Here is a 14,009-nt window from a genome sequence, read left to right on the forward strand (position 1 = left end):
CGTTTCAACAAAAATTTATTACCTTTCGACAGGACGGTGTGGTCATGGGTGTGACAGATTCGGTAGAGTCGACGCTCCCCGACGGTGTGGTCGAGCGTGTGGACGACCTGGAGTCGGTCGGGCTCCTGGGTGCGGTGCTCGTCGTCGCGCTGGTGGTCCGCCTCCGCGCGCTGACGGCCGAGAGCCTCTGGATGGACGAGGTGTACTCGATCACGTACGCCACCGAGCGGTCGACCCTGGCGATCCTGACGGAGCTGCCCCTGGAGGACCCCCACCCGCCGCTGTACTACCTGCTGCTCCGCGGGTGGACCGCCGTCTTCGGCGCGAGCAAGGCCGCGACCCGTTCGATGTCGGTCGTCTTCGGCGTCGCGGCCGTCGCCCTGCTGTTCGCGCTGGGGCGGCGCCTCTACGACCGCGAGACTGCCACCATCGGGGCGGCGATGCTGGCGCTATCGGGGATGCACCTCTACTTCTCGCAGGACACGCGGATGTACTCGCTGTACACCGCGCTTGCGGTCGCCTCGCTGTACTGGTACGTCCGGCTCGTGTTCGACGGCGACCGCTCGCGCCGGACGCTCGCCGGCTACGTCGCCGCGACGGTGCTGCTCGGCTACACGCACGTCTTCGGCCTGTTTCTGGTCCTCGCCCAGAACTGCTATCTGCTGGTCCACGTCCTCCGGACCGAGCGCTCGACGGGAGTCGAACTCCTCCGGGACTGGGTCGGCCTCCAGGCGGTGACGGCCCTGCTACTCGGCCCGTTCCTGGCGGTTCTGGGGATGCGACTGCTCGGCTACCCGCCGTTCGACAGCGCCTCGCCGACCTGGATCCCGGTCCCCGAGCCGGGCCTGCTCGTCGACACTATCGCCCGCTACTACGAGTACGGCTGGCTGTGGGACTCGTGGGCGATGGGGTTCATCGCCGCCTCGTTCGTGCTCGGCGGCTGGGCACTCCGCAGCGACGCCGACCCCGAGGCCCCCGCGGGACGGCTCGACCGACTGCTCCCCTCGCGGCGGGCGACCTTCCTGCTGGTCGTCCTCGTCGTGCCGGTCGTGGTCCCGTTCGTCGTCTCGCTGACGGTCGAACCGATCTACCGGGCGAAGTACACCACCGCGGCGTCGATCGGACTGTTCCTCCTGGTCGCCCGCGGGATCTCCGAGCTCCGCTGGACGAACATCGGCGCCGGCCGCTTCGCGGTCGCCGGGCTGCTCCTGCTGGCGATGGGCGCCTCCGTCGCCGTGCTCCACGGGTCGCCGCAGAACCCCCAGTGGGAGGGCGCCGTCGAGGGCGTCGAGCGACACGGCGACGACCCGCACATCGTCGTCGTCGGCGGCGACGTGCCCGAGCGGTTCTACCCCGCCGTCCACGTCGCCGGCGAGGAGTCGGCCACCGCCGTCCAGGCGAGCGAGGCGGACACCCTCGGGGAAGTCATCGCGGAACGGCGCGCACGGGGTGAACAGGTCTGGCTCCTGATCTCGCAGTGGCGGACCGACGTCGACCAGCGCCGGGTCATCGGCGACCAGCTCGGCAGCCGGGACCTCCGGGCCGACGGGCAGCTCGACTACTTCGCAGTCTGGACGCTCCGGGTCGGCAACGCCACCGACGACCGGGCGAACGCCCAGAACCGCCGACCGGCCGACGCCCTCCGGCCGGACGCGGCTCTTCGGGGCGGGTGACGCCGCTGTCGTCGGCAGACCGAGGAGAGAAGTCGGAAGACGGGACCGAAAAATTCGGAGACGGGACCGGAGAAATCGCCCGGACGCGCCGCCTACGTCAGTTCGATCTCGTCGATGTCGAAGTGGCGGGCGGCGAGTTCCCGGGCGGCGTCGATGTTGCGCCCGCCCTTGCCGATGGCGGCGCCGCGGTCCTCGTCGGCGACCTCGGCGTAGGCGACCCGGTCGTCGTTCTCGCTGATCGTGACGTTGTACACCGCCGCGGGAGCGAGCGCGCTGGCGACGAAGTCCTCGGCGGTGGGCGCGTCCTCGACGAGCTTGATTTCCCGGTCGAGCTGCTGTTCGACGGCCTGGACGTGCTGGCCGCCCGGGCCGATCGCCTCGCCCATCTCGCCGGCGGCGACGAGGAAGACCAGCCGGTCGTACTCCTCGTCGACGACGCAGTCGCGCGCGGTCGCGCCGGTCTCGTCTTCGAACAGCGCGATGAGCCGCATCGCCTCGTCCGAGAGGGTGACGGTCATGCCGGGTCAGTCGGCCTCTTCGGCGCCGTCGCCGCGACCCGGCGCCATCCGCAGGTCCACGTCGCCGGTGCCCAGCTTGATCGGCTTGCCGACGATGACGTTCTCGGTGACGCCGTTGAGGTCGTCGACCTCGCCGTGGATGGCGGCGTCGAGCAGGTGGTTGACCGTGACCTCGAACGCCGCGCGGGCGAGCACGGACTCCTTGTTGCCGGAGATGCCGTGGCGGCCGATCGACTCGATGCTCCCGCGGTTGGTCATGATGTCCGCGACGAGCATCAGGTGGCGGATGTTCACGTCGTCGAGCCCCTGCTCTTCGAGCGTGTTCATCGTCTCGTTGATGATCGCCTCGCGGGCCGCCTCGATGCCGAGGTTGCGGTGGATCTCGTGGATGTTGTTGCAGGTCGTCCGCGAGGCGTCGACCCCCTCGAGGTCGAGCACGTCGCCCAGCGCCGACCCCTCGGTGTAGAGGACGAACTCCTCGCCCTCGTCGGTCTCCTCCTTGCGGATGACGACACGGGAGATCTCCTCGATGCCCTTGAAGACGATGTCGCGCAGCTCCTCGACCAGCTGGAGCAGCTCGCGGTAGCTGGGCTCGTCGGGCCCGAACTGGACGACCGTCGGCGCCGGGGTCTGCACCTCGACGCCGAGCTTCGACTCGATGGTCGAGGCGATGTCGGTGACGACCGACTCGAGGTTGTCGGCGGTCGGCCACCGCTCCTCGAGGGTGTCCTCGTTGAGGTCGACCTGGACGAGCATGTCGGCGACGTTCGTCGACACGTCGCCCAGCTGGAGGATCTTCGTCGACTCGATCTCCCAGACGACCTCGTGGGCGCGCTCGCGCTTCTCGGCGAACTCGTCCTCGAGGTGGATCGTCATCATCGGGGTGTCGGGCTCCTTCCGGGCGTCGACCAGCTCGATGAGCCGGGGCAGCCCCTGGGTCACGTCGATCTCCGCGACCCCCGCGTAGTGGAAGGTGTTCATCGTGTTGTGCGTCACGACGCCCTGCGCCGTCGTGAACGTCTCCAGCCCCGACACCGAGAAGTCGTACACGTGCTCGTGGTCCGGTTCAACGGTCTCGATGGACTCGATCCGCTCCCAGACCACGTCGCCGTCGACTGCGCGTTCGAGCGCATCGAGGTCGCTCGATCCCTCGTCGAGTTCCGCCTCCATCTCGGTCACGAGCTTCGAGAGGCGGTTACGACCGATCCGCTGGCGTTCGTGTGCGCTGTGGACCTGCCGCGACGGGATACCGGCGTCCGAAGCGGCCTGTTTGAGCGAATCTCCGAAGTTCGGGATCTGATCGGTGACGTCCGGTCCGTCGGCATCGACCGTTTCGGCGACCGCATCGAGTTCGTCGCCCCGCTGGCCGACCATCCCGACCCGATCGGCGAACGCCGGGACGTACTTCGTCGGGACGCGGAGCGTCGTCGAGCTATCGTGCTCGCCGAGCGTCGCGTACACGTCGAACCGACCGAGCAGGAGCGCGACCCCCTCAGCCAGTTGCCGTGAGGTCGAACTCGCTCGGACAGCGTTCTCGGAGACGTTCCCATCGCCGCTGAAGTACCCCGAAAGGATCCCGCGGACGAACGTACGCGGCGCTCCGAACGCGAAGTCGGGAACTATCTTTTCGCCGTCCTCGTAGCAGGCCGCGTCGAGGAAGTCCGCGAGGACTTTACCGTTGACGCGGATGTCGTACCCGGCAGCGAATCCGCTCTCGTTGGCGTATTCGTTCGTCGAGAGGTCGAACCGCTCCGCGAACGACCGGATCTCACGCTGGAACGTCTCATCGACGTTCGAGATGGAGGCGTAGTAGTCCGTGATCGAACCCTCTGCGAGGAAGGCACCGACGAAGAAGCCGGTCTCACGGTCGAGCGGGAACCGCTCCGGCAGGCCGGTCGTTCCCTGAACCGGGTAGACCGCATTCTCGTCCAACTCCCCGTCTTCGAGCGCTGCGCGCTTGTTGCGGATCTGGTCGGATCCACCGGGCTGCTCGGCGACTGACCCACCGTCGGTCAGCGTCGAGGTGTACCAGTACTCGTCCCCGGGCAGATACTCGCGGAGGTCGACCGTATCCGGCCCGTCTCCGTCGTACGAGCGGACAACCGGAAGCCAGTCGCCCTCCCCCAGTTCGTCGCCCGCGACGGGGACGACTTCGTTGTCGCGCCGCGTCACGAACGAGTGAGATTTCGTCGCCCGGATGTCGCGACCCGACTCCAGGTCGAACCGCAGCAGTTCGTCGGGCGCGTCGTGGCGACTCACCTGTTCCAGCGGTTTCCACTCGACGCGCTCGTCCGCGCGGAGCGAAAGCACTTCCATGTCCTCGGGTGCCGGAACGACTTCGTGTCCGTCCACGTCGGTCGTGTCGCGAACCGCCGCGAGGCCGTCGACGAGTGACCCGATTTCGGTCACGTCGGTCTCGCCATCGCGCCGGACCACGACTCGTTCGTCGTAGGGCACGGACATCTGCGTCCCGGGCTCCCCGATGGACTGGGCGCTGACGGTGCCGACGGGGTCGAGCGGGTCGACGCGGGTGTCGACGTACTCGCTCTCGACGGCCGTGGCGATGTCGTCGACCTGTTCGAGCGTCAGGTCACCGCGCTGCTCGATGGTGTCGTACACCTCGTCTTTCAGCCGGCGCGGCAGCTCGGTGTCCTCGACCAGCGCGCGCACGTCCTCGGTGACCTCCATGGTCAGTCACCCCCGGCCGCTTCCATCCACCAGTCGTCGGCGTGCTCGGAGATGTTGGTCGGCTCGGGTTCGCGCCCGAGGAACTGCTCGCGCTCGGTCTCGGAGTCGAACTCCGCGTCGACGACGCGGTCGGCGATGTCGTCGACGTCGACGGCCGGCCCCTCGCTGTTCGAGGAGACCTCCACCGGGGAGGTGCCGTCCTCGCCGAACTCGAACTGGACGATGGTGTCGCTGGTGTCCCGGACGGTGCCGTCGTACTGCGTCTCCAGCTCCGAGAGCGCGTTGATGAGCCGGCGCTGGAGGTAGCCGGACTTCGAGGTGCGCACTGCCGTGTCGACCAGCCCCTCGCGGCCGCCCATCGCGTGGAAGAAGAACTCCCGCGGTTCGAGCCCGCTCCGGTAGGAGTGCTCCACGAAGCCGTGGGCCTCCGCGGAGAGGTCGTCGGGCTTGTAGTGGCTGAGGGTGCGGTCCTCGTAGCCGCGGTTGATCCGCTCGCCGCGGACCGCCTGCTGGCCGACGCAGCCGGCCATCTGCGTGAGGTTCAGCATCGAACCGCGCGCCCCGGAGTCGGCCATGACGACCGCCGGGTTGTCGTCGCCGAAGTGGTCCTCGGCGATGTCGCCGGCGGTGTCGCGGGCCTTCGAGAGCGTCGACATGATCTTCATCTCCAGGGTCTCGTCGACCGACCGGCCGGGCAGCGACTCCAGCTCGCCGGCCTCGTAGGTCTCGATGAGCTTCTGGACGCGGCTGTAGGCGTCGTCGATGGCCTCGTCGATCTGCTCCTCGGCCTCCGCGGGGATCGACTCGTCGTCGATGCTGATCGAGAAGCCGAAGTGCATGATCGACCGCATCGCCAGCGTCGACACCTCGTTGACGAAGATGCGCGCCCGGGTCTTCGAGTACTGCTTGGCGATGGTGTCGACGACCTCGCCGCCGAAGCCGCCGACCGCGTCCTCGTCGATGGTACCCGACAGGAGCTGGCCGTCCTCGATGACGACCTCGTCGCCCGCCGAGGAGGTGAACTCCAGGTTCAGCTCGTCGGGCAGCAGCTCCGAGAACAGCGTCCGGCCGGTCCAGTAGGCCTCGCCGCCGTCGTCGACGCCGTCGGGCTCGGGCAGCTCGTCGATGCGGGTCGCCCGGAGCAGGTCAAGCGCCTGCGTCTCGTTGAACTGCGGGTTCGTGTGGGTCAGCAGGTACGTCCCGGTGATGTGGTCCTGGATGGCGCCGATGATGTTCTCGCCGAACCGCGGCGAGAGCATCTGCTCCTGGACGCGCATCAGCACGCGGGCCTCGGCGCGGGCCTCCTCGTTTTGCAGCGCGTGCATGTTCATCTCGTCGCCGTCGAAGTCCGCGTTGTACGGCGGGCAGACCGTCGTGTTCAGCCGGAACGTCTTGTACGGCATCACGACCACCTCGTGGGCCATGATAGACATCCGGTGCAGCGACGGCTGCCGGTTGAAGATCACGATGTCGCCGTCGATGAGATGGCGGGACACCTCCCAGCCCGGCTCGACCTTCTCGGCGAGCTCCTCGCAGTTCTTCTCGGTGACCTTGAGCCGACGGCCGTCGTGGCGGCGGACGTAGTTGGCGCCCGGGTGTTGCTCGGGGCCGTTGGCCACGTAGCGGCGGGCCTCGTCCAGGTTCCGCTCGTTGACGTTCATCGTCTGGGTCATCTCCGTCGCCACGCGGTCCGGGACGCCGACCTCGTTGAGCGAGAGGGTCGGGTCCGGGGAGATGACGGTCCGCGCCGAGAAGTTGACGCGCTTCCCCGAGAGGCTCCCGCGGAAGCGACCCTCCTTGCCCTTCAGGCGCTGGGAGAGGGTCTTCAGCGGACGGCCCGAACGGTGCCGGGCCGGCGGCGTGCCCGAGATCTCGTTGTCCATGAACGTGGTGACGTGGTACTGCAGCAGTTCCCAGAGGTCCTCGATGATCAGCTGGGGGGCGCCCGCCTCGCGGTTCTCCATGAACCGCTGGTTGATGCGGATGATGTCGACCAGCTTGTGGGTGAGGTCGTCCTCCGAACGCTGGCCGTTGTCCAGCGTGATGGAGGGACGAGCGGTGACCGGCGGGACCGGCAGGACGGTGAGGATCATCCACTCCGGTCGCGAGCGGTCGGGGTTGATCCCCAGCGCCTCGATGTCCTCGTCGGGGATCTCCTCGAACCAGTCGCGGATGTCCGAGGGCATCAGCTTGTCCATGTCCTCCTCGACGAGGTACTCAGCCGACGAGGACACGTCCTCGTCGAGCTCGTCGAGGTCGTTGAGCCGACCCAGTGCGCGGCCGAGGTTCTTCAACCGCTCGATGTCGTTGCGGTCCGGGCGGTAGGTGCCGGAGAGCAGCTCGCGGATGCGCTCGGCGTCGAAGTCGCCGTCGTCGAGCTCCTCGGCGATGTCGCTCGGCCGGACGGCCTCGCCCTCCGGCGGGTCCATCGCGCGTTCGAGACGCTTGGACAGCTCGCCGTGGGGCACCTCGATGATCTCGTAGTAGGTCGTCGGCTTCTCGTGTTTGATGTCGAACTGCTTGGCGCCGCAGTACGGGCAGTAGTCGACCTTGCGGCACTCGCGGATGGCCGACTTGAGCACGTCCGACAGGTCCTCGTTGAGTTCGCCGGCGCGCTCGAGCTTCTCGCGGTACTCCCGCTTGCGCTCCTCGGCTTTCTCCTCGGCATCGGCGACGCGGCGGCCGTCGACGGGGGTCAGCCGCGAGCACTCGCGGCAGGTCCCCCGCAGCAGCCGGCGGATGAGCTTGGCGAAGCCGACGTGGATGACCGGCGCCGCCAGCTCGATGTGGCCGAAGTGGCCGTTACACGAGCCGGAGTGCTTGCCGCAGGTCTTGCACTCCAGCCCGGGGTCGATGACGCCCAGCCGCGGGTCCATCAGCCCCATGTCGATGGGGAAGCCGTCGTCGTCGTAGGTGTCGGCCGTGATGACCTTCGTGGCCGACATCTCGCGGTACTCCTCGGGGTCCATCAGCCCGAAGCTGATCTCGCCGATCTCCTGGGGTGTTCCTTGTGCTGACATGTTAGACTGCGTCCTCCAGTTCGATGCGCGGCGCGATGCCGAGCGCCTTCATCTCGTCGAGGAGGAGCTTGAACGCGTAGCTCATCTCCACCTCGTGGACTTCCGTCTCCTCCTCGCAGTTGGGGCAGTAGACGCGCCGTTGCTCGACGTTCTCGACGGCCGTCATGCCGCACTCGCCGCAGACGTAGATCCACTCGCGGTCGGACTCGTCGAGCAGCCGTTCCTTGAGTGTCATGGCCGCGCCGTGCCCGATGAACACGTCGCGCTCCATCTCCCCGATACGGAGGCCGCCCTCGCGGGCGCGACCCTCGGTGGGCTGGCGGGTCAGCACCTGCACCGGGCCGCGCGAGCGGGCGTGGAGCTTGTTCGAGACCATGTGGTAGAGCTTCTGGTAGAAGATGGTCCCGACGAAGATCTCCGCCTCGATCTGCTCGCCCGTGATGCCCGAGTACATGACCTCCTTGCCGCTGGACTTGAAGCCCCGTTCCTCCAGCGAGCCGCGGAGTTCGTCCTCGTCCTCGCCGGTGAAGGCGGTGCCGTCGACGCGCCGTCCTTCCAGCGAGCCGACCTTGCCGCCGATCATCTCGAGGATGTGCCCGACGGTCATCCGGGAGGGCAGCGCGTGGGGGTTGAGGATGAGGTCCGGCACGACGCCCTCCTCGGTGAACGGCATGTCCTCCTGGGGCGCGATGTGGCCGACGACGCCCTTCTGGCCGTGGCGGGAGGCGAACTTGTCGCCGAGTTCGGGGATCCGCTCGTCGCGCACCGAGACCTTCGAGAGCTTCGAGCCGTCCTCGCCCTCCATCAGCGTCACGGTGTCGACGACGCCGGACTCGCCCGAGCGCATCGTCACGCTCGTCTCGCGGCGCTTCTGCGGCGAGAGCCCGCCCATGTCGTCGGGCTCCTCGAGGAACCGGGGCGGCGAGGTCTTCCCGAGCAGGACGGCGTTCTCGTCGACCTCCGTCTCGGGGTTGACCAGACCGTCCTCGTCGAGGTGGGTGTAGGCCTCCTCGCCGCGGGCGCCCCGGACCTCCTCGTCGGGGATCTCGAAGCGGTCCTCCTGACCGCCGGGGTAGCGCCGCTCCTCGCCCTCGTAGGTGCGGAAGAAGTGCGACCGGGCGAGCGCGCGGTCGACCGACCCCTTGTTCATGACCAGCGCGTCCTCGATGTTGAACCCCTCGTAGCTCATCACGGCGACGACGAAGTTCTGCGCGGCCGGCCGGTCGTCGTAGCCGATCTGCTCGGTGGTCTGGGTCTTGACCAGCGACAGCTGCGGGTAGTGCAGGAGGTGCTGGCGCGTGTCCGGCCGGATCCGGTAGTTCGCGCTGGGCAGGCCCAGCGACTGCTTGATCATCCCCGAGCCCATCGTAATCCGGGGCGAGGCGTTGTGCTCGGGGTAGGGGATCATCCCCGCGCCGATGCCGAACATCAGCTGCGGGTCGACCTCGAGGTGGGTGTGGTCCTCGTCGAGTTCGTCCTCGTCAACGGCGACGTAGATGTCCTCCTCCTCCTCGGCGTCGATGAACTCGATGTACCCGCGCTCGACGAGGTCCTCGAACTCGAGGTCGCCCTCCTTGAGCGCCTCGACCTCCTCGTCGGAGGCGAGCGGCTCACCGTCCTCGACGACGAGCAGGGGCCGGCGCGCGCGGCCGGCGTCGGCGTTGACGATGACCTCGCGGGTGCGGTCCTTGACCGAGACGTTGACCATCTCGCTCACGTCGCCGCGGCGGCGGGCCTGTCGGATCTGGTCTGCGAGCTGATGCGGGTCGGGGTGTGTCCCGACCAGGCTCCCGTTGACGTAGACTTTGGCTTCTCGTGTTTGCTGGCTCATGTTAATCGTCCGCTGGCTGCTGGTCGATGGACTCGATGCCCGGGATGCCCGAGACGCCCATCGCCGCCAGTTCCTGTTTCAGTCCCTGTTCGTCCTCGACGTTCTGTGACAGCTCCATCGCCTGCGCGAAGTTCTTCACCAGGCCGCAGTTCGGCCCCTCGGGCGTCTCCGAGGGACAGATGCGACCCCACTGGGTCGCGTGCAGGTCCCGCGCCTCGAAGTGGGGCTGCGAACGGCTGAGCGGCGAGCGCAGCCGCCGCAGGTGCGAGAGAACTCCCATGTAGTCGGTGCGGTCGACCAGCTGGCTCACGCCGGAGCGGCCGCCGACCCAGTTGCCCGTCGCGATCGGGTGCTCCAGGCGCTCGGTCAGCACGTCCGACCGCACGACCGTCGAGACGGACAGCTGGCGGTTGCGCATGTTGGCGCGCTCGAGCTGGTATTTCACGTCGCGGGCCAGCTTGTTCAGCGCCGTCCGGAACAGGTCCTTCATGAGGTCGCCGCTGACCTTCAGGCGCTTGTTGGCGTAGTGGTCCTTGTCGTCGGCCTCGCGGCGGTCGAGCGCGAGCTCGAAACACGCCTCGGCCATCCGGCAGAGGTAGTAGGCCTTGTTGATGCGGACGTCCTCCTCCTCGACGCCGTCCTCGTGGAGGTGCGGCAGGAGGTAGCGGTCGATGACGTAGTTGGCCCGCTTGAGCTGGTAGTTCTTGCCCTGGCCGGAGGCGACGCGCTTGCCGAGCTCCTCGATGGCCTCCTCGGTCGTCTGGACCTCCGCGGCCTCCAGATTTTCGAGCATGAACTTCACGATCTCCGGGTCCTCGGAGACGCGGTGGACGATCTCCTCGTCGCTCTCCAGACCGAGCGCCCGGACGAGCGTCACGAAGTTGATGCTCCCCGAGACCGAGGGGAAGGAGACTTCCAGCAGCCCGTCGCGCTGGCGCTCAACCAGCACGAGGGCGCGGTACCCGCGGCGCTGGGAGAACGTCTTGGCGACCTCGATGGTGTCGCCGTACTTCGTGTCGGTCTCCGCGAGGATCTTGTTCGGCGCGAGGTCCTCGCTGGTCATCAGCACCCGCTCGGAACCGTTGACGATGAAGTAGCCGCCGGGGTCGGCGGGGTCCTCGCCGATGTCGATCAGCTCCTCCCGGGAGAAGCCGGCGATGTTACACTTGTCGGAGCCGACCATGACCGGCATGCGACCGATCTTGGTCTCGGTCTGGTCGACGACCCGCTCCTCTTCCTCCTCGCCGCCCTTGATGATCGCCATCTCCATGAAGACGGGCGCGGCGTAGGTGATGTTGCGCAGCCGGGCCTCCTGGGGGTAGAGCAGCTCCTCGGAGCCGTCGGCCTCCCGGACGCGGGGGGTGACGACCCGAACGTCCCCGAGTTCGACGTAGACGGGTTCTTCGCCCTCCTTGTCGCCGATGTCCGTCTCGATGGTCGCCTTCTCGTCGACGACCTCCTGCATCCCCCGGTTGAGGAACGCGTTGAACGAGCGGAAGTGGTGTTCTGCGAGCCGTTCCCTCGAGAAATACTCGCGCGATATGTCGCGTCTGTCCTGAATGTCCATGTTATTCCACTACGAGTCGGTATACGACTGCCCGGTCGGTCGTCCGCGAGTCCCGCGTCACCTGGACCACATCGCCCGTCTCGATGTCGGCCTCCAGGTCCCGCAGCGCGGGGTCGGTGCGCTTGATCTTCGGCAGGTCGGTTTTCTTGACGTTGTACTCCTCGAGCACGTCCTCGATCTCCTCGCCGTCGAGGACCGTGTGGTCGGGAACGAGTTCGTGTTGGCTTACGTCTACCATGTGTTGGCCTGTCTGGGAGAAGTTGCTGTCACGAGATACTACAGGCGCCTATAACCGCGAGCTATAAAACGCTTACCAAGTCGGCCGAGCACAGCTACTCGCACCGCGAGCAGCCGTCGTGGGGCCGCGACGTTGTCGGTTCGTGCCCAGGGATACGCGGAAGTCCCTGATAGGTGTTGGGGTACGGGTGGTACTGTCTCCCGTGATCCGGCCGGACCCGGGGATGGCGCCGTCGTAACTGGAAAGCCTTTTCCGTGTGTTCCCCGCAGGTGTGAGTGGAGCCCGGGTGGTGTAGTGGCCCATCATACGACCCTGTCACGGTCGTGACGCGGGTTCAAATCCCGCCTCGGGCGTCTTCTGCTGACGTTTTCGCCGAGCAGTTTCATCTGCGAGGCTCCTCGTCAGCAGTGAGAGCCCTCCGGATTTGAACCCTGGCAGTCGCGCGCAGCGAGTGCAACGAGCGAGCACGTCTGCCTCCGGTTCAAATCCCGCCTCGGGCGCTTCTCGAAATTCAATCCGCGCGGAGTTTCATCTCCGCGCAATTCTGAATTCCGTGTGCGTCGTCCGGGATTTGAACCCTATCAGTCGCGCGCAGCGAGTGCAACGAGCGAGCACGTCTGAGCCGGTTCAAATTCCGCCTCGGGCGTCCTCTGTCGATGTCGACTCGTCAGCGGTCGCACTGTCGAAGAGTGCCGGAAGGGATTGTCGGACTCGCTCCGCCTCGACCGCACTCGACAGCAGGCGCTGAAAGCCCTCGGCGCGCTCGCTAGCTGTCGTCTCGACCGCACTCGACAGCAGGCGCTGAAAGCCCTCGGCGCGCTCGCTAGCTGTCGTCCCGACCGCACTCGACAGCGAGCGATGAAAGCCCTCGGCGCGCTCGCTAGCTGTCGTCCCGACCGCACTCGACAGCGAGCGATGAAAGCCCTCGGCGCGCTCGCGGTCGCTGAGGCGGGATATCCGCGCTCTCGGCACCGCCCGCGCGGATAGTGCCCGCTCAGGCGACTAAACTGGACGCGAGCCCGCCTCGCCCTTTCAGTCCACCAGGGACAGCAACCGCACAACACCGCACCGCGACCGCACCGCACGGCGCCGCACAGCACCGCGACCGCCCCGCACAGCACCGCAGACGGCCACAGACCTCCCCAGCCGATTCGATGCTCGTCGCAAGCTCCTGCGCGTCTCATCCCTCGCGCGGCTACGATCGCGCGCATGAACGCGCGCTCCAGCGCGCGCCGATTCGGGGGTTTCCCGGTCGTCGCGGGTGAGAGTCGGCCGGTCGCGGCCCCAGTTCCTGTCGGTCGAACGAACTATGTGGCGGGCCCGTCTCCGTCGAGGTATGGAGTCCGACACGGTCCCCGGTCGCTGGCTGCCCGACCGGACGCCGACGTGGACGGACGTGCTGGCTGGCGCGCTCGCGGCGGTACTGTTCCTGAGCAACCTGACGACGCTGGCGCGGCCCGACCTGGCCTGGGTGGCCGGTGGGTTCGTCGCGACCGTGGTGGTCCTCGGGCCGGTCGCGCAGTCGTCGCTCGCGGCCCGCGCGGGCGAGTGGTCCCGGGCCGGCGGGGCGCTGGTCGGGGTGGCGCTGATCGCGACGTTCGTCGCAGTCGCCTGGGTCCTCCGTGACGTGGTGGGAGTGCCCCAGCCCGTCCTCTCGGGAGTAGCGAGCGGGGTGTTCCTGGCGTCGGCGGCCTTCGTCGCGGCGCACGTCCTCTCGCAGCGGACCGTCGAGGGCTGGTAGCCGTCGGGACCCGGCGACGACGGGGGTGAGCGTGTCCGCCAGAGCGATATGGCTGGCTGCGAATGGGGGGATATGGACGAGATCGACAGTCAGGCGATGCCGCGGGTGCTCGTCGAGGAGTTCCTCGAACGCGAGGAGGGGACCCGCGCGCTGCTCGACGACCTGGAGCGGGAGACCCTGGAGGGCAACCACGAGGTCGTCCGCGAGCGGATCCGTGACCTGGCGGAGAACAACCAGCACGTCTTCTACGCGGTGGCGCTGTCGCTGTCAGGCTCGAAGCAGTTCTACGGCGACGTGGAGTCCCAGCTGGGCGTCGAGGCCGCGGACGTGCTCCGGGACCTGGGCGACACCTACCCCGCCCTCGCGGAGCCGTTCGGCGTCGTCCGCACCGAGCAGACCCGCGAGCGGCGCAACCCCGTGACGGAGCTGGAAGCGACGACGACCTACCACGCGGAGGCGGAGGTCCCGGTGGTGAGCTACACGCCGAAATCGGGAGCGGTCGAGCTGTTCGACGCGCAGGGCTCCCCCGAGGAGGTGCTGCAGTTCGCCTCGTATCTCGTCCAGGCGACGACGGACTCGCTGGACAGCGCCCTGGACCACGACTACTCGGTCAACACGGAGGAGCTCGGCGCGCTCATCGACCGCCAGGAGGAGCTGGAGAGCGAACTCGGCCGGCTGCGCGACCAGATCGACGAGCTCCGGCGGACGCCGGTCGGCGACGAGTGAGGGGAGG

General features: G+C 67.8%; 10 protein-coding genes and 1 tRNA gene. 4 read left to right on the forward strand and 7 right to left on the reverse strand.

Features of this window, described 5'->3' with window-relative positions; translation table 11 throughout:
• The first annotated feature begins 44 nt into the window (after nucleotides 1–44).
• Complete coding sequence (locus ACMGFG_RS11220) at nucleotides 45–1,673, forward strand: glycosyltransferase family 39 protein (protein ID WP_436930419.1); 1,629 nt, start codon at nucleotides 45–47, stop codon at nucleotides 1,671–1,673.
• A 92-nt stretch (nucleotides 1,674–1,765) separates the two neighbouring features.
• On the opposite strand, the gene ACMGFG_RS11225 is transcribed toward ACMGFG_RS11220, so the two are convergent.
• From ACMGFG_RS11225 to ACMGFG_RS11250, 6 genes are read right to left on the reverse strand one after another with little or no spacing between them, the layout of a single operon-like run.
• Nucleotides 1,766–2,191, reverse strand: a complete 426-nt coding sequence (locus ACMGFG_RS11225; protein WP_135364194.1) for a NusA-like transcription termination signal-binding factor — start codon at nucleotides 2,189–2,191, stop codon at nucleotides 1,766–1,768.
• A gap of 6 nt (nucleotides 2,192–2,197) precedes the next feature.
• Nucleotides 2,198–4,879 (reverse strand): DNA-directed RNA polymerase subunit A'', encoded by a 2,682-nt coding sequence (locus ACMGFG_RS11230; RefSeq protein WP_436930420.1) that lies wholly within the window; start codon nucleotides 4,877–4,879, stop codon nucleotides 2,198–2,200.
• A 2-nt stretch (nucleotides 4,880–4,881) separates the two neighbouring features.
• The gene (locus tag ACMGFG_RS11235) at nucleotides 4,882–7,899 is read right to left on the reverse strand and encodes a DNA-directed RNA polymerase subunit A' (RefSeq protein ID WP_436930421.1); all 3,018 of its coding nucleotides are present in this window, start codon (nucleotides 7,897–7,899) and stop codon (nucleotides 4,882–4,884) included.
• A gap of 1 nt (nucleotide 7,900) precedes the next feature.
• Nucleotides 7,901–9,730: a DNA-directed RNA polymerase subunit B gene (rpoB, locus tag ACMGFG_RS11240; protein ID WP_436930422.1), complete on the reverse strand. Its 1,830-nt coding sequence runs from the start codon at nucleotides 9,728–9,730 to the stop codon at nucleotides 7,901–7,903.
• 1 nt (nucleotide 9,731) lies between these two features.
• The gene (locus ACMGFG_RS11245) at nucleotides 9,732–11,297 is read right to left on the reverse strand and encodes a DNA-directed RNA polymerase subunit B'' (protein ID WP_436930423.1); all 1,566 of its coding nucleotides are present in this window, start codon (nucleotides 11,295–11,297) and stop codon (nucleotides 9,732–9,734) included.
• 1 nt (nucleotide 11,298) lies between these two features.
• Nucleotides 11,299–11,535, reverse strand: coding sequence for a DNA-directed RNA polymerase subunit H (locus tag ACMGFG_RS11250; RefSeq protein ID WP_436930424.1), 237 nt, complete (start codon nucleotides 11,533–11,535; stop codon nucleotides 11,299–11,301).
• A gap of 280 nt (nucleotides 11,536–11,815) precedes the next feature.
• Between ACMGFG_RS11250 and ACMGFG_RS11255 the strand changes: the two genes are divergently transcribed.
• Nucleotides 11,816–11,888: transfer RNA gene (locus ACMGFG_RS11255), tRNA-Asp, on the forward strand.
• Between the two features lie 274 nt (nucleotides 11,889–12,162).
• On the opposite strand, the gene ACMGFG_RS11260 is transcribed toward ACMGFG_RS11255, so the two are convergent.
• Complete coding sequence (locus ACMGFG_RS11260; protein WP_436930425.1) at nucleotides 12,163–12,507, reverse strand: hypothetical protein; 345 nt, start codon at nucleotides 12,505–12,507, stop codon at nucleotides 12,163–12,165.
• A 364-nt stretch (nucleotides 12,508–12,871) separates the two neighbouring features.
• On the opposite strand from ACMGFG_RS11260, the gene ACMGFG_RS11265 reads away from it, so the two are divergent.
• On the forward strand, nucleotides 12,872–13,276 hold the full coding sequence (locus tag ACMGFG_RS11265; protein ID WP_436930426.1) for a hypothetical protein: 405 nt from the start codon (nucleotides 12,872–12,874) through the stop codon (nucleotides 13,274–13,276).
• Nucleotides 13,277–13,348: 72 nt separating this feature from the next.
• Entirely contained in the window at nucleotides 13,349–14,002 is a 654-nt protein-coding gene (locus ACMGFG_RS11270) for a hypothetical protein (RefSeq protein ID WP_436930427.1), read from the forward strand.
• Nucleotides 14,003–14,009: the final 7 nt, after the last annotated feature.

The organism is Halosimplex halobium (genome assembly GCF_051414055.1).
GTDB lineage: Archaea > Halobacteriota > Halobacteria > Halobacteriales > Haloarculaceae > Halosimplex > Halosimplex halobium.